This is a genomic window from Actinopolyspora alba (genome assembly GCF_900112765.1).
GTDB lineage: Bacteria > Actinomycetota > Actinomycetes > Mycobacteriales > Pseudonocardiaceae > Actinopolyspora > Actinopolyspora alba.
The window spans coordinates 157037-182571 of record NZ_FOMZ01000012.1; the positions used below are offsets into that span (position 1 = coordinate 157037).

A 25535-nucleotide genomic window follows, 5' to 3' on the forward strand; every position below is an offset into this window, starting at 1 on the left:
ACCAACCGCTCCGCCCCGGTGGCGAACCGATCCCGGGACGGAGCGGAGTCTCACTCGCTGGTCGCTGCCACGGGGCGATCCTCGTGCGGCTCCTCGGTCGTCGTGGCCGGGGATTCGGACCGCGGAACGGCCTCGGAAGAGCTGTCGGACGCGACGGCGACGTCCGCGGCACCGCCACCTCCGTGATCGGCCCTGAGCCAACGCCGCAGCGACTCCGCGACCAGCGCCAGCACGAAGATGAGCGGGAAGGCGGTGATGATCGACAGTGTTTGCAGGGCCTCGAGACCGCCCGCGTACATCAGTGCGATCGAGACCGCGGCCAGCACCACCGCCCAGAAGACCCGGTGCCAGCGGGCGGGATCGGCGCCGCGGGGCAGTTCGCGGGAGGACACGGCGGCCATGGTGTAGGCCGAGGAGTCCAGCGTGGTGGCCAGGAACAGCACCACCAGCAGCACGAACACCGCGAGCACGGTCGTGCCCAGCGGCAGCTGCGACAGCGCGGCCATGGTGCCCGCGACGTTGCCCTGCGAGCGCACGATGTCGGCGACCGGCACGATGTCGGCGATCTGGTAGAACATCGCGGTGTTGCCCAGCAGGGCGAAAGCGATCCAGCATCCGGCACTGCCCGCGAGGCACATTCCGGCGATCATCCCCCGGATGGTGCGGCCCTTGGAGATCCGGGCCACGAACAGTCCTACGAAGGGCGCGTAGGAGATCCACCAGCCCCAGTAGAAGACGGTCCAGTCCTCCTCGAACCCGGAACCGCCGACCGGATCGGTGTAGAAGCTCATCTCCACGAAGTTCTGGAGCAGAATGCCGACACTGTTCGTGAAGGTGTCGATCATGAAAACGGTGGGGCCCATCACGAGGATGAAGGCGCCCAACCCGAAGGCCAGCCAGATGTTGATGTCGGCGAGCCTGCGCAGCCCCTTCTGCAGACCGAGGAACACACTGACGCCGAACAGCAGGGTCCACACCACGATCACCGCGACGTCGAGCACCATGCCCGGCCGGAGCGGTGTGATCTCGGCGAGTCCGCCGGAGACCATCGGCACCTCCAGCCCCAGCGATGTGCCCGCCGCACCCACGAGACCGAAGATGAACAGCACGTCGATGACGCGGCCGATCCAACCGTCGGCGTGTCTTCCGAGTACGCCGCGGCAGGCATCACTGAGCCGCAGAGTGCGCTGCTTGCGCACGTGGTAGACGTAGGCCAGCGCCAGGGCGGGCAGGCAGAACAGTCCCCAGGCCGTGAAACCCCAGTGGAACATGGGGTAGGTGGCGGCCCAGTGCGCCGCCTCGACGCTGCCGGAGTTCATCTGCATGGGCGGATCGTTGTAGTAGTAGGCCCATTCGATGACCCCCCAGTACATGATGCCGCCGCCGATCGAGGCGGTGAAGATCATCGCCAGCCAGCTCAGCGTGGAGAACTCCGGCTTGTCCTGCTCGGTGCCGAACTTCACTTTGCCGTAGCGGCTGCAGCCCAGCCACACCAGGAAGCCGAACACCGCGACGGCGAACCACAGGTACAGCCATCCGAACTGGCCCGTCAGCAGGCCCAGCACCGCGTCCAGCGCTTGCTGACCACGTTCCGGCGCGATCATCACCGGTACGCAGATGACCCCCACCAGCAGCAGGGACCACCAGAACACCCGTCTGTCCACCCGAACCGATCCGGTTGTGGCAGCGATGACGAAAGCACCTCCAAAGTCCTGCGACGGGCGCGGAGGATCACGCGCGCCGGTCGCTGCGTAGGCACGTGCTCGGTGTTGTCGACGGGCATCACGAACGGTGCTCGGATGCGCTCGCCACCGGGCTCGGCAACGTCCGGTTCCCGGACTCCGCCTCGGCACCTACCGAGCAGCGGCGGGAGTCACCGACGCAAAACGTTGCGATTCAACTGACGTGCCAGCCATTCAACGAGGTATAACCTTGGACTTGCTCCCCCTGGCGAGTCAAGGATGAGTTATATTTTTACTGCTCATAGAGATACTGAACACGCGCCGCCGCCACCGAAAGGCAAGATCGAAATCGCAACACCCACCCCACTATTGCGATAATCGCAATAGCATTGGTACGCTTCGGCGTCGTGCAGGAATCCACGGCCGAGCTTCGTGACCGGGTCCGCAAGGTGTTGCGGGACAGCCCGCTGAGCCAGCGCGCCTTCGCAGAGCGGATCGGGCTGGATGCCACCAAGCTGTCCAAGTCGCTGTCCGGAACCAGGCGGTTCACACCGTCCGAGCTGACCCGCATCGCGGAAACGGGCAACGTGACCGTGAACTGGTTGATCAACGGCAGCGACGAGGTGGAGACGGTGGCCGCTGTGCCACGGCACAGCGCGCGTGTGTACTCCGAACGCGGTTCCCACGGTGAGGCCGGGAGGTATCAGCAGATCCTCGACGCGGCCTGGCACCTGATCGCGGAGCGCGGTTATCACTCGGTGCGGATCTCCGATGTCGCACACGCCTGCGGCACGAGTGCGGCCACGATCCACTACTACTTTCCGGGCAGGGACGACCTGCTGACGGAAACACTGCGCTACTCGGTACGGCTGGCCTTCGACCGGCAGGTCACCGAGTTGCACACGATCACCGACGCCTACCAACGGTTGCTGCGGCTGGTCGAGCTACAGCTGCCCACACCGGGACTGCTCAGGCTGGAGTGGTCGGTGTGGATGCAGATCTGGAACGAAAGCACGCTACGTCCGGAACTGCGGGTACTGCACAGCGACTCCTACGAGCGTTGGCACGACACCATCGCACGCACGATCCGGGAAGGTCAGCAGCAAGGTGTGTTCGTCGACACCGATCCCGAGGAGCTGACCATGACCCTGACCGCACTCATCGACGGGCTCGGCATCCAGGTCATCACCGACCGTCCCGGACGCAGTGTGGCGGGAATGCGCGAAGTACTGCGCGATTTCGTGGACCGCGAAATAGTCCGCGACTGAGGAATTCCGAATCCCCTGAACAACCGCTGTCGTTCATCGGATCGCGTGGCGCTCACGCGATCCGGTGAAGGCTGCCGTCCTCGCGAAAGGTAACGACGATGCAGGACGAGATCATCATCACCGCGGCGTTGACCGGCGCCGGTGACACCCCCCGCAAGAGTGAGCACGTTCCGGTGACTCCGGAGCAGATCGCTCGCTCCGCCGTCGAGGCGGCCGAGGCGGGGGCGGCCGTGGTCCACATCCACGTACGCGATCCGGAAACCGGCGAACCGTCCCGGGACAACAAACTCTACGCGGAGGTCGTCCGGCGCATCCGCGAAACGGGAACGGACGTGGTGATCAACCTGACCGCCGGTATGGGCGGAGACCTGTTCATCGACCAGGAGGACCCCCTCAAGCCGGTCGACGGGACCGATCTGGTCAACGGCCTGGACAGGCTGCCCCATGTCGAGCAGCTGCTGCCGGACATCTGCACGATGGACTGCGGCTCGCTCAACTTCGGCGACGGCAGCCAGCTCTACATCAGCACCCCGGACATGCTGCGTGCCGGGGCAAAGCGCATCCAGGAACTCGGGGTCAAACCGGAACTCGAGGTCTTCGACACCGGTCAGTTGTGGCTGGCGAACAACCTCATCTCCGAAGGGTTGATCGACAACCCCGCACTGTTCCAGTTCTGCATGGGCATCCCCTACGGGGCACCGGCGGAGCCGAGTGTGCTGCAGACGATGGTCAACATGCTCCCCCAGGGCTCCAACTGGGCCAGCTTCGCCATCGGCCGCGACCAACTTCCGTGGGTGGCGCAGTCGGCCGTGCTCAACGGACACGTGCGCGTGGGCCTGGAGGACAACCTCTACCTGAGCAAGGGAGTCAAGGCCGGCAACGCCGCGCTGGTGGAGCGCGCGGTGACGATCCTGGAGGGCATGGGCGGCAAGGTGGCCTCCCCTGATCAGGCAAGGCACAAGCTCGGGCTGCGGAAATAACCGCGGCGACCGACCGCTGCCGATCCGGTGACGAGAAGCACTTTCTGAGACGGAGCGAACAGTTGAACCAACAGCCCACGAAGCCCGACGAAGTAACGACGGTGGCCTGCATCGGTGCCGGTGTGATCGGCGGCGGCTGGGTAGCCCACTTCCTCGCTCGCGGCTACCGCGTCGTCGCCTGGGATCCGGCCGAGGACGCCGAGGAACGGCTCGGCCGCCTGGTGGACGCGGCCTGGCCCGCCCTGCGCGAGCTCGGGCTGGCCGACGGAGCCTCCCGTGCGAACCTGACGGTGGCGACCACGCTGGAGCAGGCCGTGACCGAAGCCGAGTTCGTGCAGGAAAGCGCACCGGAGGACCTGGATCTCAAGCGGGACCTGCTGGCGCGTATCGATGCCGCCACCCCCGAAGGAGTGGTGATCTCCTCCTCCACTTCGGGCTACGAGATGAGCGACATGCAGCGCGACTGCTCCGATCCGAGTCGGCTGGTCGTGGGGCATCCGTTCAACCCGCCCTACCTGATCCCGCTGGTCGAGGTGGTCGGCGGCGAACGCACCGAGCAGTGGGCCACGCGTTGGGCGTCGGAGTTCTTCGAACTCACCGGCAAATCGGTGATCACGATGGATCGCGAGGTTCCCGGATTCGTCGCGAACCGGCTGCAGGAGGCCATCTGGCGCGAGGCACTGCACATGCTCGACAACGGGGAAGCCACGGTGGAACAGATCGACACCGCGATCACCGAAGGCCCCGGACTGCGCTGGCCGCTGTTCGGTCCCTGCATGACGTTCCACCTGGCGGGCGGCGAAGGCGGCATGGCACACATGCTGGATCACTTCGGACCGTCGCTGAAATCACCCTGGACCAGGCTGCGGGCCCCGGAACTCACCACGGAACTGCGCGACGCGATGGTCGACGGTTGTGAGCGCTCGGCGGGAGACCGCGGGATCGCCGACCTGGTGGACGAACGCGACCGGGCGATCATCGCGGTACTGCGTGCCGTCAAGGGAGTTCGAGGGGAGCGGTCGTGAGCCTACTCTCCCGGCACCGGGTACGGCCGGAATGGATCGACTACAACGGACACCTCAGTGAGGGTTACTACGTGCTGGTTTTCGGTTTCGCCACCGACGGGGTGCTGAACACCATCGGGGCCGACTCCGAGTACCGCGAAAGCGCGAGGTGTTCGCTGTACACCGTGGAGGCGCACGTGCGTTACCTGAACGAGGTCGGCCCGGACAGCGAACTGACTGTCACCAGCAGAATCGTCGCGTCCCGGGGCAAGAAGCTGCGGCTGTGCCACGAGATGACCGTCGACGGGGTGTTGGCCGCCACCGAGGAGATCCTCGCACTGCACGTGGACACCGACTCGGGGCGCGCGACTCCGATGCCGGAACACATCGCGGCGAAGGCGGACGAGCTTCTGGAACCCCTCCCCGACTACGCCGGACGCGCTGTCGGTTGATCCGATCAGCAACCGGGGCCCGCGGCGGGCGTCTCGCTCTCCGAGAGGTAACGGCGTCGACTCACCCGACCGGAGGTAACGGACTTGTGATACTTCGCATAGCTGGGTAACTTCCAGCCAGTCCCGGCGGAGGTGATCACATGTCAGACACCGACGAGGTCCTTGCCGAACAGCACGACGCGGTACTGCTGTTGACGTTGAACCGTCCGGAACAGCTCAATGCCTGGACACCGACGATGCAACGACGTTACTGCGAACTGCTCGAGCGGACCGAGCGTGACACCTCGGTACGGGTGGTGGTGCTCACCGGTTCGGGAAGCGGGTTCTGCGCCGGCTCCGACATCACGGCGTTGTCGAACGACGAGCACATCGGGGCCGCCGACACCCATCGGCGGTTGAGCCTGAGCATGCGGCTGCGCAAACCGGTGATCTCGGCGATCAACGGGGTGGCTTCGGGGGCCGGGCTCGCCGCGGCGCTGTTCACCGACGTCCGGTTCACGGTTCCGGACGCGGGCTTCACCACGGCGTTCAGCCGGGACGGGATAGTGGCGGAACACGGCCTGGCGTGGTTGCTGCCGAAACTGGTCGGGCTCGGTACGGCCATGGACCTGCTGCTGTCCGCACGAACGCTCGACGGCAACCGGGCTCAACAGCTGGGGCTGGCGGACCGACTCGTCACGAGTGACCGGGTGTTGTCGGAGGCGATGGAGTACGCCGCGACCCTGGCCAGGGAGTGTTCACCGGAATCGATGGCAGCCATCAAGCAGCAGGTCTACAGTGGGTTGGACACGGGTCTGGAAACGGCCGCCTCCGACGCCGGATCTCGCATGATCACGGCGTTGCGTGGCGGCAACCACTCGTTCCGAGGCCGTGACCGGCGACAAAACCGTGATCCGCACTTCCCCCCGTTAGACTGATCCGACAGATCACCTCGGGCGTCGTGGAACTGCCGGGCAGCCCCGGCAGTCGGTCGTGGTCGGGAGTCACCGTTCGCGACGGGGCACCGTTTCGAGCCGCGTCGGTCAGGACGGCACTGGTGAGGCGACACACCATCGGCGAGGAGTGACGTTGATGAATTTCGAGACTCCGGAATGGGACGCAGCCGAGCAGGCGGAACAGTACGAGGAGGGGACCGAGGGCCCCGCGGAGACCGATGAGCCGTTCTCCGGGACGACGCTGTCCGACGCCGATCCGGCCGATCTCGCCGAACAGCACATGGTGGTGCCCGACGACGAGGAGTACGAACACGGCTGAGCCCCGTTCGATTTCGGCACAACTCCCGCAGGACGGTCGAATGGGCTCAGCCGTGCGACAGGTTCCGTCGAGCGGGCCACCCGACAACCCGCCCGGAAAACTTCAATCAGACGGGCCAGAGTCCGAAGAGGCTGGCCAGACCCTCGCGCCAGCTGGGCCAGCGGGGCCGCCACCCCGAGACCTCCCTGAAACGGAAGTTGCTGGCCCCGCGCTGTTCGGTCAGCAAGTGCACCGTCGCCCAGTCCAACTGCTGCCTGGCCTGCTCCAACGTCAGCGAGACCGGCTCGGGGCCTCCGATCACACGTGCGTAGGCGGGCAACCATTCCCCGCTTTCGGCGGGTTCGTTGTCCACCACGTTGTACGCGGCCGGTTCGACATCGTCCAAAGCCTCGAACACGGCCGCCGCCGCATCCTCCACATGCGTGAACGACGTGATCCCCTCGCCCGACTCGACGAGCGGCAGAGAGCTGCCCAGCACACGTCGATGGACCTCCCCGGCCTCCGCGAACGGCGTGTCGGCCCCGTAGAGCGCACCGAACCGCAGGGCCACACCCTCGATGGCCGACTGCCGCAGCAGAATCCGTTCCATCTCCTCGACGGCACGGCAGGCCGCCCCCCATTCGTCCGGGGCGGTGGTGAACAGTGGGCTCTGCTCGTCCGCGACTTCGTGCCCCTGCGGGGCGTACGCCGTGGCGGAACTGCGCACCACGACACGACGCACCCCCGCATCGATGGAAGCGTCCACCAGGTTCCGAGTCCCCTGCTCGCGCAACCGGGTAGTACACCGCAGCGCCTCGTCGCCGTCCGTTCCGTCGAGGCCGGACAGTTGCAGCACGACATCGGGCGAAGCGGCTCGTAACGCGCGGCACAGGGCCGGATAGTCGAACAGGTCACCGAGCACGACTGTCTCGGCCCCCTCACAGGGTTCTTCATCGACTTCGTCAACCAGAGCGGTCACTCGGTGACCACTTCCTGTCAACATCGGCAACAGATGTCGCCCGATCACACCGGTGGCTCCGGCTACGAACACACGCAAAGGCACTGGGACCTCGCACCGCGATCGACAGCAGCACCCAGCACCTTACCGCTTCAAACATCGTCAACACGGGTGAATTCGAACAGCCATTTCGGCTACTGAGAGTCTTCGGGCCAGGGCTGGGCTCGCATTCCTCCCGGCGACGCGTTAATCACGCCCACACCACCCGCATGCCGGGCTGCGCACCCGAACGACTGCCCCAGGGCGGAAGAACGCACTACTAGGCTTGTGTCGGAGTCGTCTCCCACCACCGCGCTCCGAGTACCAGTCGCGAAATCGCGGGAGCGGCCAAGTTCGGCCATCAGACCGGGAGGATGCAGGTATGAGCCAACCGGAACCACCGCGGGAGCCCGGCGAGACCGAAGCGCCGGGGATGTTGGATCAACACGGGCAGCAGGAGATGATCCAGCGAATCGGTCGGGGAATCGTGCACACGCTGCCGCCCGGCTGGCAGGAAGTGAGTGTGCGATACCGCGCCGTCGGTTCGTACCGCGAGCTGGCCGCGGAGTTGATCGCGCCCAATGGTACGGGTATCCCGGTCGCCATGACATCCGAAGTGGGCGAGCTGTTCGCCGAGCTGCGGCACGGTATGTACCAGCCGCAGCGGGGCACGTGGGTCAGCGCCACCTACCGGCTCAGCCGGCCGGCCAGTTACAGCGTCGACTTCAACGGCGACCACAGTCCCGACTGGGAACAGGAACCCCCGCACACCGAGTTCGCCGCCGAGCTGAGCCAGTATCCACGTGCCACGCACAACATCCCCGGATGGCTGGCCGAACGAGCCGGGATGAGCACCCCCGGGGCGGCCACGAGCCCGGAACAACTGCACAGGGCCGACGTGTTCGACGGTACCGACGCCGTGGGGCGGCCGGTGACGAACCGTCAGGCGCTCACCCCCGAGGAGCGGGACCGAGTTCTGGAGTACCTCGAACGCGCACCCGTCGTTCTCGCGGCACGCGGTTACGACAGCGACCGGCTGGATCCGTACGGCAAGGCCGCCGTACCCATGACGTTTCACACCGACGGGAGCTGGATCTGGCCGGGGGCCGTCGGCTACTACCTGCGCACCCACGAACTGGCTCCGCAACCGGAACTGGTGGAGCACATCCGCGAACGCGAGTTCCAGCTTCCCTACGTGGACGACGAGGCCCGCGAACTGGCGGTTTCGGTGATCACGGCGGAACAGAACAGCCGATGATCACCGCCGACACCGTGTTCCTGGGTGGCCCGGTGGCGACCATGGACCGTAGGCGGTCGTTCACCGACGCGGTGGCGGTGGGCGACGGCAGGATCCTCGCCCTGGGGCGCGCCGACGTCGAGGAGCTGCGCGGCGGTAGTACCGAGATCGTCGATCTGCGCGGCAGGCTGCTGTTGCCCGGCCTGCAGGACGCCCACGTGCATCCGCTCTACGGGGGCCTGCAGCTGGTCAGATGCGACCTGACCGACAGCGGGGGACGCGCGGAGTGCCTGCGGCGGATCGCCGAGTACGCCGATGCGAACCCCGGAGCGGGGTGGATACTCGGCGGCGGCTGGGAAATGGCGCTGTTCCCGGGCGGTTGTCCGGATCGGGAAAGCCTGGACCGGGTCACGGGCAGACGTCCGGCGCTGCTGATCAACGAGGATCAGCACGGCGGTTGGGCCAACAGCGCGGCCCTGCGCGCGGCGGGCATCGAACGGGAGACCGCCGACCCTCCCGGGGGCCGCATCGAACGTGAGCGGGACGGCACTCCGCAGGGAACGCTGCACGAGAGCGCGGTGGAGCTGGTCAGCCGGCACGTCCCGGAGGGCGACCGGGAGGAATACCTGCGCGCGCTGCTGGCGGGACAGCGCAGGCTGCACGCGCACGGGGTGACGGCCTGGCACGACGCCATACTCGGTCGATATCTGAACTATCCGGATCCGCTCGAGCACTATCGAGCGCTGCACGGCGAAGGCCTGTTGAGCGGCCGGGTGACCGGTTCGCTGTGGTGGGACAGGCGACGCGGAACCGAACAGATTCCCGAACTTCTCGGAAGAGCCGAGGCAGCACGCGGTGAAGGCGTGCGAACCGGTTCGGTCAAGATCATGCTGGACGGGGTGTGCGAGAACTTCACGGCCGCGATGCTGCACCCGTACCTGCACGGGCACGGCAGCGGCACCTCGTATGTCGACTCCGCCGAGCTGAACGAAGCGGTCCGCGCGCTCGACGATGTGGGATTCGCGGTGCACTTCCACGCGGTCGGGGACCGCGCCGTGCGGCAGGCGCTGGATGCCGTTGCCACGGCGCGCGGAACGAACGGGGACAGCGGGAACCGGCACCAGATCGCCCATCTGCAGGTGGTGCACCCGGATGACCTGACACGCTTCGCGGAACTCGGCGTAGCGGCCAACATCCAGGCCGAGTGGGCGCACAACGACGCGGCGATGACGGAGCTGACCGCTCCCTACCTCGGTCCGCTGCGGTACTCCCGGCAGTACCCGTTCGGCTCGCTGCTGGCCGCGGGAACACTGCTGGCCACCGGAAGTGACTGGCCGGTTTCGACGATCGATCCCATGCGGGCGATACACGTGGCCGTCAACCGCACCGACGTCGCGGACAGTGCACCACCCCTGCTCGCCGGAGAGGCGATCACGTTGTCCGACGCCCTGGCCGCCGCGACGATCGGCAGCGCTCGGGTTCACCGGCTGGAGCGGCACACCGGATCGATCACGGTGGGCAAACGCGCCGACCTGACCGTGCTCGACGCGAATCCGTTCGAATTGCCGGTCCGAGAGATCGGTGAGGTAGGTGCGGCTATGACCGTGGTCGACGGCAGGGTGGTGCACGACGCCCGCGGGTGACCCCGAACCGCGCCCTCGGGCTTATCCCGGGTCGAGGGCTTGAGCCGCTCGGCCGAGTGAGCGATATCGGCTTCCCGCCCCTCGCGCGGATGTTTCGGCCCCGCCGGGTCTTCCCCATCGTCCCTGTGCCGTTTCTTCTTCCGAATCGCTCGTTACCGCGGTGGGTTGTCCGATCAACTCTTTATTTCATTTAACACTGAAATAACAGTTTGCATTGTCGCTATTGTGATTCCGCCACCGGCGAGGACGGATATCCGGGCGACGAATCAAGGGGCACGCCAGCTTCACTGTTGCATCACCCCGAGGAGCACAAGCTCCGCTGTCGCTCGACACGAACAGGAGTCGTGCTTGAAGTCCTCTACCTCACCGGGAACAAGGTCTACGGTGGCGGTACCGGGAGGTGGACACCGCTCCCTCCCCCGAACGTGCGGAACACACCGGCAGGAATGGGGTGCGCAGGTGGAGGCTACGACGTGCCGCTCAGTGATCGGTTCTCCCGACCAGGCAGGCGATGCCGCTGAGCACACGAGTCCGCGAGGCGAATACGGTCAATACCTTTCGCGGAACCCCGCGGAACTCGACGACGTGGTGGCGCGCGTCGAACTGGACGGCCCGGAGACGTTCCTCGCGGCCGCGAGGCGGGCGAAACACGCACAACGGGAATGGTCACGCGTACCCGCACCGGTCCGCGGCCGCGTTGTCGCCGGCTTCGGCAGGCTCGTGGAGTCCAACAAGCAGGCCCTCGCCGGTCTGGTCACCCGCGAGATCGGCAAGCCGTACACGGAAGCACTCGGCGAAGTGCAGGAGATCATCGACACCTGCGACTACTTCGTCGGCGAGGGCCGCAGACTGTACGGACAGACCGTCCCTTCCGAAATGCCCGACAAACAGCTGTTCACGTTCCGCGCACCCGTAGGTGTGGCCGCCGTGGTCACAGCGGGCAACTTCCCGGTGGCGGTTCCCTCCTGGTACCTGGCTCCCGCCCTCGTCTGCGGCAACGCGGTGGTGTGGAAGCCGGCCGAATACGCGGCGGCCACCGCCCGTGCGCTGGCGGAGCTGGCATGGCGCGCCGGAGTCCCCGAAGGGGTGCTGAACCTGGTCTACGCGGAGGGACAGCCGACCTACGAGGGTCTGCGGGCCGCGTTGGAGGACGGCTCGGTGGACAAGGTCGGTTTCACCGGTTCCAGTGATGTCGGCCGGGACATCGGCGAACTCTGCGGCAGGTACCTGCAGACCCCCTGCCTGGAGCTCGGTGGCAAGAACCCGATGGTGGTGGCCGCCGACGCGGAGCTGGATCTCGCGGTTGAGGGCGCGCTGTTCTCCGGGTGGGGGACAGGCGGACAACGCTGTACCTCGCTGGGCAACCTGATCGTGCACCGGGACGTACACGACGAGTTCGTCTCGCGGTTGGACGCGATGCTGCGGGAAGCCACGATCGGTAACCCGACGCAGGAAGTGCTCTACGGACCGATGCTGGACCGGAAGTTCGCCGACAGGTTCGAGAGCTTCCTCGGGGAGATAAGGCCGCACCATCGGGTACTCGGCTCGGAAGCCACGGGGCGCATCACCGACTCCAACCCCAGAAAGGGCTTCCGCGGTGACCACTCCACAGGGCTGTACTACCACCCCGTGCTGGTCGACGGTCTGCGCACCGAGGACACGCTGTTCCAGCGGGAAACCTTCGGCCCGATGGTCGGGGTCACCACCTTCGACACCCTGGAAGAAGCCATCGAGCTGGGCAACATGCCCGGTTACGGGCTCTCCGCCGCCGTCTACACCACCGACCCGGGGACGGCGTTCCGGTTCCGGGAGGGAATCGGAGCGGGCATGGTCAGTGCCAACAACTCCACCTCGGGAGCCGAGGCGCACCTGCCGTTCGGTGGTAACGGCAAGTCCGGCAACGGAAGCAGGCTCTCGGGCATGTGGGTCATCGACCAGTTCACCCGGTGGCAATCGTTGAACTGGGACTTCTCCGGCAAGCTGCAGAAGGCGCAGATGGACGTCGGGGCCGTGGAACCACAGCTCGACTACCGCCTGCCCACGGAGCTGCGCGGGCACCGATGAGCCCGCGGGCCGCCACCCGGGGGCCGGAACCGACGGGTGTGAACCGGCGGGAGGTACCGCCAGCCGCATCGTCGAACGGGCCGAGCCGACGCAGTCCTACCGAGAAGGCAACGTGCTCAATCCGATACACCTGCGGACTCTAAGAGAATGTGTACGAACCGGCTCGTTCGCCGAAGCCGGTCGAGTCCTCGGCTACACCTCCTCGGCCGTGTCACAGCAGATGGTGCTGTTGGAACGTGCTCTCGGCGCGAGCCTGTTCGAACGGACCGCGCGCAGCATCCGGTGCACTCCGTTGGCCGAGCGGCTGGCCCAGCGCAGCAAGGAAGTGCTCGGGGAGTTGGAAGCCATCGAGCGCGAGATGCGGTCAGTGGCGGTGGGGGAAACCGGAAGCTTGCGGCTGGCCGGCTTCGCCACCGCCAACGCGCGGTTGCTTCCGGACGTGCTGGCTGCCGTGGTGGCCGAGCGGCCGAACGCCCGGGTCCAGCTCGACGAGGGTGAGCCGGACGAGGTCATCGGGGAGGTGCTCGACGGGAACGTGGACGCGGCCGTGGTGTTCGAATACGATCTCGATCCCCGCAGTTGGCCCGCGGAGCTCCGCGTCGAGGAGCTGCTGGCCGAGCCGCTCCGGCTCTGCCTACCGGCGAAGCACCCGTTGGCGGAGCGGGAAGCGGTGCGCCTGGACGAACTCGCCGCGGACTCGTGGACCTGCACCCGGGACGACACCGCCGGAGCACGGGTGCTGGTCCGGCTGGCGGCCGCGGCGGGTTTCGTTCCGAACATCGTGTTCCGCAGCAACGACTACAAGGTGATCCGCGATCTGGTCGCCCGTGGCCTCGGCCCCGCCCTGCTGCCCGCCATGGCGGTCGGTGACGAGGACGTTGGGGTAAAACCGATCGCCGGACGACAACCGCACCGACGGGTCCAGGTGATCTACCGGCAGCACAACACCAACCCGCTGCTGCCGTTGGCACTGGAGCGACTGGCGAAATCCTGTGCGGCGCTTGCCGAGAGGTGGGCCGCACCCGGATGAGAAGCCGCTCGCACCGGAGTTTTCCACATCGGAGTTCACGGCGGGATCGGAAACGAACATGAATCGGCGAACACCGCGAACCGAACCGGTCGACGACAACTTCCTGCGGGAGGTGGCCGCGTGGTCGACGGAAGGACACGTTCCCCGGAGCCCCGCGGCGGAGGGCGACGTTCGGACCGGACGAGAACTACTCGAACTCTTCGACAGCCAACTCGGCAGCAGACACCTGGATCTGGCAGCGCGTGAGCTGGGAGCCCGGGGCGTGGGCTACTACAGCATCGGCTCCGCCGGACACGAGTCCAACGCCGCCGTCGCCGCCGCGCTGCGCACGACGGATCCGGCGCTGCTGCACTACCGTTCCGGTGGGTTCTACCTGCGCCGAGCCGCCGAAGTCTCGGGGGTCGCACCGTTGTGGGACGTGCTGCTCGGGGTCGTGGCAGCCGCGTCGGAACCGATCGCCGGGGGCAGGCACAAGGTGTTCGGGCGCGGCGAGCTGAGTATCGTGCCGCAGACCTCGACGATCGCCTCGCACCTGCCCCGGGCGGTGGGGCTCGCCTTCAGCATCGAACGTGCCGCGAAGCTGGGACTTCGGACCGAGTGGCCGCGGGACTCGGTGGTGGTGTGCAGCTTCGGGGACGCCTCGGCGAACCACTCGACCACGGCCGGAGCTCTGAACACCGCGGCGCACTGCGCCTACCAGCACATTCCCCTTCCCCTGCTGTTGGTCTGCGAGGACAACGGAATCGGGATCAGCGTTTCCACCCCGGACGGTTGGATAAGACGGTCGCTGAGCACACGTGCCGAACTGACCTGGTTCGAGGTGGACGGCAGTGATCCGCTGGAGTGCCTGGCGGTGGCCGAACGGGCCGCGGACTGGGTCCGTACCCACCGCCGTCCGGCACTGCTGCATCTGCGCACGGTTCGTCTGATGGGACACGCGGGCTCCGATGTGGAAACCGGGTACCGTACCCCTGCGGACATCACCGCCGAGTACCGGCGGGACCCGCTGCTGGGTACCGCCGAAGCACTGGTCAACCACGGTGTGCTGGACGCGCGACAGGTGATCGACCGCTACGAGGCCAAACGCGCCGAGGTCGCCGAGACCGCCGAACGTGCTCTCGACCAGCGCAAGCTGGCCAGTTCCGCCGAGGTACGTGCTTCGATCGCGGGCGACAGCCCCGAGCGGATCGCCGAACGGGTACGGCTGGTCACCGCTGCGTCGACGGGGCGGGCAACGGTCTCCGGTACCGATCCGTCGGAGAGCGGGACTCCGTTGACGCTGGCCCAGAGCATCAACCGCGCGCTCGCCGAGGAACTGGCGCACAACGAGGGATCGCTGGTTTTCGGCCAGGACGTCGCCCGCAAGGGCGGAGTCTACGGGGTAACCCGTGGCCTGCACCGCGAATTCGGCGGCGCACGAGTGTTCGACACCCTGCTGGACGAGCAGAGCATCCTCGGCATCGCGCTCGGAGCGGGGCTGGCGGGACTGCTCCCGATTCCGGAGATCCAGTATCTGGCCTACCTGCACAACGCCGCGGACCAGATTCGCGGTGAGGCGGCCACGACGGGATTCTTCTCCAACGGGAGGTACCGCAATCCCATGGTGGTGCGAGTGCCGGGCTATGCCTACCAGCGGGGATTCGGCGGGCACTTCCACAACGACAACAGTGTCGCCGCGATGCTGGACATTCCCGGTGTGGTGGTTGCCTCACCGGCAAGGCCGGACGACGCGGCCGCGATGCTGCGGAGTTGTCTCGCCGCGGCCGAGGTGGACGGGCGCGTGTGCGTGTTCCTGGAACCGATCGCGCTCTATCACACCCGCGATCTGCACGAACCCGGCGACGGTGGTTGGACGGCCAGCTACCCCGTCGACGAGTCGGCTCACGTCCCGATCGGTACCGCGGCCGAATACGTGCACGGTTCCGAGCTGACCCTGGTCACTTCCGGCAACGGGCTGGCGATGAGTCTGCGGGTGGCGCGACGGCTGCGGCAGCGAGGGGTGGGGATTCGCGTACTGGACCTGCGCTGGCTGGCCCCGCTGCCTCGGCATCAGCTGGTACGGGCCGCCGAGGCGACCGGCAGGGTGCTGGTGGCCGACGAGACGAGGGCTTCCGGTGGAATCTCGCAGCACGTGATCACAGCGTTGCTCGATGCCGGGTTCACCGGCGCCGTCCGCCGGGTCAGCAGCGCCGACAGTTTCGTCCCGCTCGGCGAGGCGGCCTATCACGTGCTGCTGGACGAGGAGAGCATCGAACGGACGGCACTGGAGATGCTCTGACACTCCCTCCCGAACCGGTCGGCTTCCCCGTGGCTGAGAGGTCCTGGCGTACTGGGGAGGTCCTGGCGTACTGGGGAGGTCCTGGCGTACTGGGTCCCTTCGGGCCGTCCCCGACCGGTGAGGCGGCCACATGGCTGAACGGCCGTTCCACGAGGAGCTCGGTCGCCTCACCGGACCCGCCGCACGGGCCCGGTGAGGCGACCGACGGCCTGGTGCGCGGCGGTTCGCTCAGAGCGCTCCGTTGCTCCACGGCCCGGTGACGGCGTAAGTCACCCCGGGGGTCTGCACGTTGAAGAACAACACGCTGCCGTCGGGGCTGAACGTGGCCCCGGCCAGCTCGCTGGTGTTGGAGCTGTTCAACGCGGCGAGGTCGAAGATCTCGCCCGCCGTGGTGACACCGCGCAGCATGTCGGCGCCACCACCGTCCTCGCAGAGCACCAGTCCACCGCTGTTCGGGGAGACGCAGAGGTTGTCCGGGCTCTCCAGCAGATCCGGGTCGGTGGACTCGTAGACCAGCACGAGCTCGCCGCCGGAACCACCGTCGGGACGGTACTGCCAGACCTGGCCGAGACCGGCGTCACCACCGCTGGTGGAGTTGATGAACACCGAGCCGTCGCCGAACCAGGCCCCCTCCAGTCGGGCGAACACCGCGGCACCCTGTTCCCTGCCCTGGTAGAACACCGCCAGTGAATCGTCGCTGTCCGGGTCGGGATCGGCGATGTCGACCCACTCCACGGGCAGCGCCCGACCGGACTGTTGTCCGTTACGGGTGTCGTAGCGCGGTTGGCCGGCGATCGCCAGCATCTGCAATCGGCCGCCCGCCGCCAGGTCGGCGGGGTCCTCGGGAACGAACCGGTAGAACCCGGCGCTGCCGCGGTCCTCCGTCTCGTAGACGATCCCGGTGGCCGGGTCCACGGCCACCGCCTCGTGGGTGAACCTTCCCATGGCCGGGTACGGAACCGGATCGACCGGCCCCTCGGCGTCCACGGGAACCTCGAAGACGTAGCCGTGCGGATTGTTCTCACCGAGGCCGGTGAAGGTCTCTTCACAGGACAGCCAGGATCCGTTGGGGGTGGGACCACCCGCGCAGTTGCGCACCGTCCCGGCCAGCGTGGCGAAGGACTCGACGAGTCGCATCTCGGCCGGGTCGAAGACGAGCGTGGTGGTACCGCCCGCGCCGAAGGAGTCGTAACTGGGCTGGGCGAACGCCGTGCCGCTGCTCTGTTCGTGGTTGCGGACCAGTCGGACGGCGCCGTCCTCACCGGCGAACGCCGCCATACCGTCGTGGCGCGACGGTGTGAGCAGGCCGTCCCGCATGGTGCTGCCCGTCGCGCCGAACGCGACGTAGGAGAATCCCGCGGGCAGCAGGAGGTCGCCGTCGGGCGGAGCCGGTCGCAGCGCACCGTACCCACCGTTGGCCGCGGCGCGGATGCTCCGGTCACCCCGACCGGGGCCGGCAGCGGCGGCGGTGTTGCTCATCAGCGCCTGCAGGGCTCCGGTGGCTCCGACGAGACCGGTGGCGGCGAGGAAGCGGCGGCGGCTGAGGTGGGAGAGGGTTGGTTCGGACTCGCGGTTCATCGAATCCTCCCGTGTCGGTTTCCGGGAACTCATCGATGGAACAGCGGGAAGGTAACCGGGACGTGATCACCGGCTCGACGGGAACTGTCCGCCAAGCGGCGATCACCTACGGCACACGAACGACCACGTTTCGCCACAGCGAGCGGTCCCGCGACCGGCGGATGAACCTGCCGCGCTCAACGAATGTCCCCTGGGACGCGAAAAGTGCCGCCGCCCCACACGGGGACGACGGCACCCGGCGGAAGGAAACACCGCCGCGACACGACTCAGGCGGGTTGCAGCACTCCCTCGGCCAGCCCGAGGTTGTCCACCACCTCACGAGTGGCCTTGGCCCGGTTGAGGCTGTAGAAGTGCAGACCGGGGACTCCTTCGGAGATCAACCGTTCGCACAGCTTGGTGCTCAGTTCGATTCCCGCCGCGCGGAAGGCCTTCGGGTCGTCGACCAACGGGTCCAGCACGTTGGAGACCTCGGCGGGCACGGGAACCCCGGCGAGGTGCTGGAACTTGCTCAGCACCTTCGGCGTGGTTATCGGCATCACACCCGGCAGGAGGGGGGCGTGGCAGTCGCGGGCAGCGAGCCGATCACGCAGCCGCAGGAAGTACTCCGGCTGCAGGAACAGCTGCGCCACGGCGAAGTCGGAGCCCGCCCTGATCTTGTTGACCAGGTGATCGGTCTCGGTCTCGATGTCCGTCGAACGCGGGTGCATGTGCGGGAAGGCGGCGACGCCGACCGAGAAGTCACCGCAGGAACGAACCAGGCGAACCAGCTCGTCGGCGTAGAGGATCCCGTCCGGATGCGGAATCCACTCCCCCATCGGATCACCGGGCGGATCTCCCCGGATCGCCAGAATGTTTTGGATACCCTCGCTCGCCAGCGATCCGACGACGTGCCGGAGCTCGTCCTTGGAATGGTCCACACCGGTCAGGTGCGCCATCGGCAGCATGGTGGTTTCCTGGGCGATACGCCCGACCGTGCGAATCGTGCGGTCCCTGCTGGATCCTCCCGCACCGTACGTGACGGACACGTAGGCGGGGTCCAGCGGTTCCAGCTCGCGCACGGCTTTCCAGAGGATCTGCTCTTCGTCGTCGTTGCGCGGCGGGAAGAATTCCACCGAGAACACGGTCCTGCCCGGCTGTAGCCGGTCCACGACCCGGGTCACGTTCTGGCCTCCTTGTGTTGTCCTCACCGGCTCGGGAACGGCCCCCGCCGGGATTCGGGCTCGCCGACGGAGACGGCGAGGGCCGTTCCACTCGGTGTGCCGGGGCGGCCACCACCTCTGGCGGTAGCCGCCCCGAACCGCAGCAGTGTGCTGGCCGAGCCGGATCAGTAGCGGTAGTGCTCCGGCTTGTACGGCCCCTCGACGTCCACACCGATGTACTCGGCCTGAGCCTTGGTCATCTTGGTGAGGTTGACGCCGAGCGCGTCCAGGTGCAGCCGGGCGACCTTCTCGTCGAGGTGCTTCGGCAGCATGTAGACGTCGCGGTCGTACTCGTCGGTCTTGTTGAACAGCTCGATCTGGGCGATCGTCTGGTTGGTGAAGGAGTTCGACATCACGAAGCTCGGGTGCCCGGTGGCGTTACCCAGGTTGAGCAGCCTGCCCTCGGACAGCACGATCACGGCGTGGCCGTCCGGGTAGGTGAACTCGTGCACCTGCGGCTTGATCTCGGTCTTCTTGATGCCGGGGGTCTTCTCCAGACCGGCCATGTCGATCTCGTTGTCGAAGTGGCCGATGTTGCCCACGATGGCGTTGTGCTTCATCCGGCTCATGTGGTCGGCCGTGATGACGTCGAAGTTGCCCGTGGTCGTGATGAAGATGTCGGCGGTGTCGACGACCTCCTCCATCGTCTTGACCTCGTAGCCCTCCATCGCGGCCTGCAGCGCGCAGATCGGGTCGATCTCGGTGACGATGACCCGGGCGCCCTGGCCACGCAGCGACTCGGCGGAGCCCTTGCCGACGTCACCGAAGCCGCAGATCACGGCGACCTTACCGCCGATGAGCACGTCGGTGGCACGGTTGATGCCGTCGACGAGGGAGTGGCGGCAGCCGTACTTGTTGTCGAACTTCGACTTGGTGACCGAGTCGTTGACGTTGATCGCCGGGAACAGCAGGTCACCGGACTTGACGAGCTCGTAGAGCTTGTGCACACCGGTGGTGGTTTCCTCGGTGACGCCCTTGATCTCCTTGGCGGCCTTGGTGAACCGCTGCTTGTCGTTGGCCAGGCTCTCGCGCAGCACCGACAGCACGACCTTGAACTCGTCCGGGTCGTCCTCGGTCGGCTGCGGCACGGCACCGGCCGTCTCGAACTCGACGCCCTTCTGGACCAGCATGGTGGCGTCGCCACCGTCGTCCAGGATCATGTTCGGGCCCTGGTTGTTGGAGAAGCCCTGGAACAGCTGGTTGGTGCACCACCAGTACTCCTCCAGTGTCTCACCCTTCCAGGCGAACACCGGGACACCGGCGGGCTTGTCCGGCGTGCCGTTGGGGCCAACCACGACGGCCGCGGCGGCCTCGTCCTGGGTGGAGAAGATGTTGCAGGACACCCAGCGTACCTCGGCGCCCAGCTCCACCAGCGTCTCGATCAGGACGGCGGTCTGCACGGTCATGTGCAGCGAACCCGCGATACGCGCACCCTTGAGCGGCTTGCTGTCCGCGTACTCCCGGCGAGTCGCCATCAGGCCGGGCATCTCGTGTTCGGCCAGGCGGATCTGGTGACGGCCGGACTCGGCCAGCTTCGGATCCGCGATGGCGAACTCGATGTCTCCTGCCTTCTGCAACTTCGGGCTCATGTTTTCCCTTCCTCGTTTTCTCTATCGGGCAGCTTTCGGCCAGTGTCGCGCCTGCCGCCTGTCAGGTGTTGAAGTACTTGGCCTCGGGGTGGACCGCGACGATGGCATCGGTGGACTGCTCCGGATGGAGCTGGTACTCCTCCGAGAGTTCCACCCCGATGTTCTCCGCGCCGAGCAGTTCGACGATCTTGGCCCGGTCCTCCAGATCGGGGCAAGCACCGTAGCCGAGCGAGAAGCGGGCACCGCGGTAGCCGAGCTTGAAGAACTCCTCGACGTTGTCCGGGTCCTCGGAGGCGACCGTCTCACCGGAGGACCACTGCAGCTCGCGGCGGATGCGACGGTGCCAGTACTCGGCCATCGCCTCTGTCAGCTGCACACCGAGACCGTGGATCTCCAGGTAGTCCCGGTAGGCGTCGGCGGCGAACAGCTCGTTGGCGTAGTCGGCGATGGGCTGCCCCATCGTGACCAGCTGCAGCGGCAGCACGTCCACCTGGCCGGTGGCCTCGGCCTTCTCCCTCGAGCGGTAGAAGTCGGCCAGGCACAGCCTGCGGTCCCGCTTCTGCCTCGGGAAGTTGAACCGGAACCGTTCCGGAGCGTCCGGGGAGTCCTTGTCGAGCACGATCAGGTCGTTGCCCTCGGACACGCACGGGAAGTAACCGTAGACCAGCGCCGCGTGCTGCAGGATGCCCTTGGTCGCGAGCTCGTCCATCCAGGCGCGCAGCCGGGGGCGGCCGTCGCTCTCGACGAGCTCCTCGTAGCTGGGCCCCTGTCCCTTCTTGGCACCGCGCAGCCCCCACTGTCCGAAGAACGTGGCACGTTCGTCGAGCAGCGCGAGGTACTCGTTGCTGGAAAGCCCCTTGACGACCTTGGAACCCCAGAACGGCGGCGTGGGAACGGGAACGTCGGCGTCGACGTCGGAGCGGACGCTGTCGTCGCGCTCGTCCGGTTCCGGCCCCTGCTCGGCCTTGCGCTTCTCCGCGATCCGGTTGGAACGCTCGCGCCTGGCCTTGCGCTCGGCCTTCTTGGCCTGCTCCGCCTCGTCCTCCTCGGGGTTCTCGCCGCGCTTGGACTGCATGATGCGGTCCATGAGCTTGAGTCCCTCGAAGGCGTCCTTGGCGTAGCGCACGTCGCCCTGGTACATCTCGTCGAGATCGTTCTCGACGAAGGACCTGGTCAGAGCGGCACCACCCAGCAGAACCGGGTACTTCTCCGCGATTCCCCTGGAGTTCATCTCCTCCAGGTTGTCCTTCATGATGACCGTGGACTTGACCAGCAGTCCGGACATGCCGATCGCGTCGACGTTGTTCTTCTCGGCCTCTTCGAGAATGGTGTTGATCGGCTGCTTGATGCCGATGTTGACCACATCGTAGCCGTTGTTGGACACGATGATGTCGACCAGGTTCTTGCCGATGTCGTGCACATCGCCCTTGACCGTGGCCAGCAGCAACTTGCCCTTGCCACCCGAGTCGTCCTTCTCCATGTGCGGCTCGAGGTGGGCCACCGCGGTCTTCATGATCTCGGCGGCCTGCAGCACGAAGGGCAGCTGCATCTGACCAGCGCCGAAGAGGTCACCGACCGTCTTCATCCCCGACAGCAACGTGTCGTTGACGATCTCGAGCGGCTTCTTCTCCTTCATCGCCTCGTCGAGATCGGCGTTCAGACCGTTCTTCTCGCCGTCGACGATGCGCTGCTCCAACCGCTCGAACAGCGGCAGGGCCGCCAGCTCCTCGGCCTTGGACGAACCGGTGGTCTCGGCCGACTTGCCCTCGAACAGGGCCATCAGCTTCTGCAGCGGGTCGTAGGCGTCCTCGGTCTCGGTGGCCTCGGTCCGCCGGTCGTAGACGAGGTCCAGCGCGACCTGGCGAGATTCCTCGTCGATCTTGTTCATCGGCAGGATCTTGGACGCGTGCAGGATGGCACTGTCCAGACCGGCTTCCCGGCACTCGTTGAGGAAGACCGAGTTGAGCACCTGACGGGCCGCGGCGTTGAGACCGAACGAGACGTTGGACAGACCCAGCGTGGTCTGCACCTCCGGGTGCCGCGTCTTGAGCTCCCGGATGGCGTTGATCGTCTCGATCGCGTCCTGCCGGACCTCCTCCTGGCCGGTGGTGATCGGGAACACCAGGAGGTCGATGATGATCGCGGACTTGTCCAGACCCCAGTTCCCGGTCAGATCCTCGATGATCCGCTCGGCCACCCGCAGCTTCCACTCGGCGGTGCGGGCCTGGCCCTCCTCGTCGATGCAGGTGCACACCACGGTGGCACCGTGCTCGACGGCCATCTTCATGACCCGGTCGTAGCGACCGCCCTCCTCGGTGCCGTCCTCGTAGTTGATCGAGTTGATCGCGCACCGACCGCCGAGGTGCTCCAGGCCGACCTCGATGACGTCGGCCTCGGTGGAGTCCACCATGACCGGCAGCGTCGAGGCGGTGGCCAGTCGGGAGGCCAGCTCGCGCATGTCGTGGGTCCCGTCGCGGCCCACGTAGTCCACGCACAGGTCGAGCATGTGGGCACCCTCGCGGGTCTGCCCCTTCGCGATCTCGACGCAGTCCTCGTAGCGCTCCTCCAGCATCGCCTCGCGGAACGCCTTGGAGCCGTTGGCGTTGGTGCGCTCGCCGACGTTGAGGATCGAGGCTTCCTGCTCGAACGGGATCGCCTGGTACATCGAGGAGATCGACGGAACGATCTCCGGCTCCCGCGCCGCGGGACTCAGCTCGGACACCGCCTCGGCGACCTGGCGAACGTGTTCGCCGGTCACACCACAGCAACCACCGACCAGCCGCGCACCGTAGTTGTTGGCGAAGTCGACCAACGCGTCGGCCAGTTCGGCGGGCTGCAGCGGGTACACCGCGCCGTTGGGGCCCAGCTCGGGCAAACCGGCGTTGGGCATGACCGAGATCGGCACCCGCGCGTGATCGGCCAGCACCCGCAGGTGCTCGCTCATCTCGGCGGGCCCGGTCGCGCAATTCATGCCGATCATGTCGATGCCGAGCGGCTCCAACGCCGTCAGCGCCGCACCGATCTCGGATCCGACCAGCATGGTGCCGGTCTGCTCCACGGTGACGTGGGCGATGATCGGAACCCACTTCCGCTGCGTGGCCATCGCGCGCTTGGCCGCGACGATGGACGCCTTGGTCTGCAGCAGGTCCTGCGAGGTCTCGACCAGGATCACGTCGACGCCGCCGTCGAGCATGCCCAGTACCTGCTCGTAGTAGGCGTCCCGCAGGTCGGCGTACGGGGCGTGTCCCAGAGTGGGCAGCTTGGTTCCGGGACCCATCGACCCCAGAACGAAACGCGGCTTCTCCGGCGTGGAGTACTCGTCACAGCACTCCCGGGCCAGCGCCACACCCTTCTCGGAGAGGTCCCGGATCCTGTCCTCGATCCCGTACTCACCGAGGTTCGGCAGGTTGCAGCCGAACGTGTTCGACTCGATGGCGTCCGAGCCGTTCTTCAGGAAGCCCCGGTAGACCGAGCGCACGACGTCGGGGCGCGTCTCGTTGAGGATCTCGTTGCAACCTTCGAGGTTGTTGAAGTCCTCCAGGGTCAGGTCGTGCTCCTGCAGCGCCGTACCCATGCCGCCGTCCCCGACGAGCACACGTTCGGCGATGGCCGTGAGAAACCCGCTCGGGTCGTTGTCCCGACGGCCCGATTCTTCCTGTTTCGTCATCACGCTGCCTTCCCGAACGCTTCAGCGAAGCACGGATTCGATCTCGCCCGCGGCCTGCTTGCCGTAGGCCTCGGCGAACCTCGAAACGAACGAGCCCTTCTCGACCTCGTATTCCTGCGGTCCGTCGGTTTCCAGGGATGTTGTCGCCAGGGTGCACCCGAGCTGAATGGAACGCTCGAGGCCCAGGCCGTTGGCCAGACCGGCCAGGAAGCCCGCGCGCAGCGCGTCACCCACACCGGTGGGGTCGCCGACCTGCTTGGGCTTGACCGGGGCGATCTCGATCGTCTCGGCCGACTTGGACTCGATGCGCACACCGTTCTCACCGAGCGAGGTGACCCACATGCCGACCTGGTCGAGCACCTCGGCGTGCGACATGCCGGTGCTCTGCAGCAGCAGGCTGTGCTCGTACTCGTTGGTGAACAGGTACTTGGCACCCTCCACCAGCTTACGGATCTGCGGCCCGTCCATGAGGGCGAGCTGCTGGCCCGGGTCCGCGACGAACTCGAATCCGCGATCGCGGCACTCCTGGCTGTGGCGCACCATCGCTTCCGGATCGTTGGCCGAGACGATCACGAGGTCCAGGCCGCCCACCCGGTCGGAGATGGGCTTGAGCTCGATCTCGCTGGCCTCGGACATCGCACCGGGGTAGAACGAGGCGATCTGGTTCTGGCTCTCGTCGGTGGTGCAGGTGAACCGAGCGGTGTGCGCCGTCTTGGAGGTGTGGACCGCACTGGTGTCGACACCGTGCCGGTCCAGCCACGCGCGGTACTCGGCGAAGTCCTCGCCGACCGCGCCCACCAGCAGCGGCGTCACACCGAGCTGGCCGAGGCCGAAGGTGATGTTGCCCGCGACACCGCCGCGGCGTACCTCGAGCTGGTTCACGAGGAAGGAAAGCGAAACCTGATCGAGCCGGTCGGCGATGAGCTGATCGGCGATCTTGCCCGGGAAGGACATCAGGTGGTCGGTGGCGATTGAACCGGTCACCGCAATTTGCACTGGGAAAACTCCTTCACCAGGGCCGGTGACCATCTCGCGGCACCGGCCCGCGGTCGTGGATGAGCGAACCTGGCATTGCTCGCCACGCCGCGGGGCGCGGAAGCTTCCGCGCCCCGCGGCGTCGACGAAACGTCGCTATGCGGCTGTCAGAGGCCCGCGGCGCTCTTCAGGGCCTCGACGCGGTCGGTGCGTTCCCAGGGCAGGTCCACATCCGTGCGCCCGAAGTGCCCGTAGGCCGCCGTCGGCGCGTAGATCGGCCGCAGCAGATCCAGATCCCGGATGATCGCCGCCGGACGCAGATCGAACACCTCGTTGATCGCGGCCTGAATCTTGACCGGATCCACGTTCTCGGTGCCGAACGTCTCCACGAACAGCCCCACCGGAGCCGCCTTACCGATCGCGTACGCCGTCTGCACCTCGATCCGGCTCGCCAACCCCGCGGCCACCGCGTTCTTGGCCACCCACCGAGTGGCATACGCCGCCGACCGGTCCACCTTCGACGGGTCCTTACCCGAGAACGCGCCACCACCGTGCCGCGCCATACCACCGTAGGTATCCACAATGATCTTGCGACCCGTCAGACCACAATCACCCATCGGACCACCCGTGACGAACCGACCCGTCGGATTCACCAGCAG

General features: G+C 66.9%; 19 protein-coding genes. 11 read left to right on the forward strand and 8 right to left on the reverse strand.

The window, feature by feature from the left end; translation table 11 throughout:
- Positions 1-50 precede the first annotated feature (50 nt).
- The gene (locus tag BM150_RS18360) at positions 51-1664 is read right to left on the reverse strand and encodes a BCCT family transporter (RefSeq protein WP_092928537.1); all 1614 of its coding nucleotides are present in this window, start codon (positions 1662-1664) and stop codon (positions 51-53) included.
- A 425-nt stretch (positions 1665-2089) separates the two neighbouring features.
- Here BM150_RS18360 and BM150_RS18365 point away from each other — a divergent pair, with 425 nt between their 5' ends.
- From BM150_RS18365 to BM150_RS18390, 6 genes are all read left to right on the forward strand, one after another.
- Entirely contained in the window at positions 2090-2950 is an 861-nt protein-coding gene (locus BM150_RS18365; RefSeq protein ID WP_092928578.1) for a TetR/AcrR family transcriptional regulator, read from the forward strand.
- Positions 2951-3048: 98 nt separating this feature from the next.
- Positions 3049-3930 (forward strand): beta-keto acid cleavage family enzyme, encoded by an 882-nt coding sequence (locus BM150_RS18370; RefSeq protein WP_092928538.1) that lies wholly within the window; start codon positions 3049-3051, stop codon positions 3928-3930.
- Positions 3931-3992: 62 nt separating this feature from the next.
- Positions 3993-4955: a 3-hydroxyacyl-CoA dehydrogenase NAD-binding domain-containing protein gene (locus BM150_RS18375; protein ID WP_092928539.1), complete on the forward strand. Its 963-nt coding sequence runs from the start codon at positions 3993-3995 to the stop codon at positions 4953-4955.
- A complete protein-coding gene (locus tag BM150_RS18380) occupies positions 4952-5386 on the forward strand; it encodes a thioesterase family protein (RefSeq protein ID WP_092928540.1) in 435 nt (144 codons plus the stop codon). Before BM150_RS18375 ends, BM150_RS18380 begins: the two co-directional genes overlap by 4 nt.
- A gap of 140 nt (positions 5387-5526) precedes the next feature.
- On the forward strand, positions 5527-6303 hold the full coding sequence (locus BM150_RS18385; protein WP_092928541.1) for an enoyl-CoA hydratase-related protein: 777 nt from the start codon (positions 5527-5529) through the stop codon (positions 6301-6303).
- Between the two features lie 154 nt (positions 6304-6457).
- Positions 6458-6640, forward strand: a complete 183-nt coding sequence (locus tag BM150_RS18390) for a hypothetical protein (RefSeq protein WP_092928542.1) — start codon at positions 6458-6460, stop codon at positions 6638-6640.
- Positions 6641-6746: 106 nt separating this feature from the next.
- Here the strand turns inward: BM150_RS18390 and BM150_RS18395 are convergent, their stop codons facing one another.
- Complete coding sequence (locus BM150_RS18395; protein WP_092928543.1) at positions 6747-7682, reverse strand: NAD-dependent epimerase/dehydratase family protein; 936 nt, start codon at positions 7680-7682, stop codon at positions 6747-6749.
- Between the two features lie 316 nt (positions 7683-7998).
- Between BM150_RS18395 and BM150_RS18400 the strand changes: the two genes are divergently transcribed.
- The 5 genes from BM150_RS18400 to BM150_RS18420 all read left to right on the forward strand — a co-directional run bounded on the left by BM150_RS18400 (position 7999) and on the right by BM150_RS18420 (position 15868).
- Entirely contained in the window at positions 7999-8874 is an 876-nt protein-coding gene (locus BM150_RS18400; RefSeq protein WP_092928544.1) for a hypothetical protein, read from the forward strand.
- Complete coding sequence (locus BM150_RS18405) at positions 8871-10496, forward strand: amidohydrolase (protein ID WP_092928545.1); 1626 nt, start codon at positions 8871-8873, stop codon at positions 10494-10496. The genes BM150_RS18400 and BM150_RS18405 overlap by 4 nt, the downstream gene beginning before the upstream one ends.
- 585 nt (positions 10497-11081) lie before the next feature.
- Positions 11082-12560 (forward strand): aldehyde dehydrogenase family protein, encoded by a 1479-nt coding sequence (locus BM150_RS18410; RefSeq protein WP_245755591.1) that lies wholly within the window; start codon positions 11082-11084, stop codon positions 12558-12560.
- 112 nt (positions 12561-12672) lie between these two features.
- Positions 12673-13590, forward strand: a complete 918-nt coding sequence (locus BM150_RS18415) for a LysR family transcriptional regulator (protein WP_092928546.1) — start codon at positions 12673-12675, stop codon at positions 13588-13590.
- A 58-nt stretch (positions 13591-13648) separates the two neighbouring features.
- The gene (locus tag BM150_RS18420; protein WP_092928580.1) at positions 13649-15868 is read left to right on the forward strand and encodes a thiamine pyrophosphate-dependent enzyme; all 2220 of its coding nucleotides are present in this window, start codon (positions 13649-13651) and stop codon (positions 15866-15868) included.
- A gap of 228 nt (positions 15869-16096) precedes the next feature.
- Here BM150_RS18420 and BM150_RS18425 read toward each other — a convergent pair whose 3' ends face one another.
- From BM150_RS18425 to BM150_RS18450, 6 genes are all read right to left on the reverse strand, one after another.
- The gene (locus BM150_RS18425; protein ID WP_092928547.1) at positions 16097-17446 is read right to left on the reverse strand and encodes an alkaline phosphatase PhoX; all 1350 of its coding nucleotides are present in this window, start codon (positions 17444-17446) and stop codon (positions 16097-16099) included.
- A gap of 266 nt (positions 17447-17712) precedes the next feature.
- A complete protein-coding gene (locus BM150_RS18430) occupies positions 17713-18606 on the reverse strand; it encodes a methylenetetrahydrofolate reductase (protein WP_092928548.1) in 894 nt (297 codons plus the stop codon).
- A gap of 164 nt (positions 18607-18770) precedes the next feature.
- Entirely contained in the window at positions 18771-20234 is a 1464-nt protein-coding gene (gene ahcY / locus BM150_RS18435; RefSeq protein WP_092928549.1) for an adenosylhomocysteinase, read from the reverse strand.
- Positions 20235-20295: 61 nt separating this feature from the next.
- A complete protein-coding gene (metH, locus tag BM150_RS18440) occupies positions 20296-23901 on the reverse strand; it encodes a methionine synthase (RefSeq protein ID WP_092928550.1) in 3606 nt (1201 codons plus the stop codon).
- Between the two features lie 21 nt (positions 23902-23922).
- Positions 23923-24897: a carbohydrate kinase family protein gene (locus tag BM150_RS18445; protein ID WP_092928551.1), complete on the reverse strand. Its 975-nt coding sequence runs from the start codon at positions 24895-24897 to the stop codon at positions 23923-23925.
- Between the two features lie 146 nt (positions 24898-25043).
- Positions 25044-25535 (reverse strand): methionine adenosyltransferase domain-containing protein (locus BM150_RS18450; RefSeq protein ID WP_175496901.1); only part of this gene is annotated, 492 nt, incomplete at its 5' end.

Excerpts from the sequence above, each read along its gene's own strand:
- BM150_RS18370 (WP_092928538.1), top strand. The coding sequence starts at position 3,049 with ATGCAGGACGAGATCATCATCACCGCGGCGTTGACCGGCGCCGGTGAC.
- BM150_RS18385 (WP_092928541.1), top strand. The coding sequence starts at position 5,527 with ATGTCAGACACCGACGAGGTCCTTGCCGAACAGCACGACGCGGTACTG.
- BM150_RS18390 (WP_092928542.1), top strand. The coding sequence starts at position 6,458 with ATGAATTTCGAGACTCCGGAATGGGACGCAGCCGAGCAGGCGGAACAG.
- BM150_RS18400 (WP_092928544.1), top strand. The coding sequence starts at position 7,999 with ATGAGCCAACCGGAACCACCGCGGGAGCCCGGCGAGACCGAAGCGCCG.
- BM150_RS18405 (WP_092928545.1), top strand. The coding sequence starts at position 8,871 with ATGATCACCGCCGACACCGTGTTCCTGGGTGGCCCGGTGGCGACCATG.
- BM150_RS18420 (WP_092928580.1), top strand. The coding sequence starts at position 13,649 with ATGAATCGGCGAACACCGCGAACCGAACCGGTCGACGACAACTTCCTG.
- BM150_RS18425 (WP_092928547.1), bottom strand. The coding sequence starts at position 17,446 with ATGAACCGCGAGTCCGAACCAACCCTCTCCCACCTCAGCCGCCGCCGC.
- ahcY (WP_092928549.1), bottom strand. The coding sequence starts at position 20,234 with ATGAGCCCGAAGTTGCAGAAGGCAGGAGACATCGAGTTCGCCATCGCG.
- metH (WP_092928550.1), bottom strand. The coding sequence starts at position 23,901 with ATGACGAAACAGGAAGAATCGGGCCGTCGGGACAACGACCCGAGCGGG.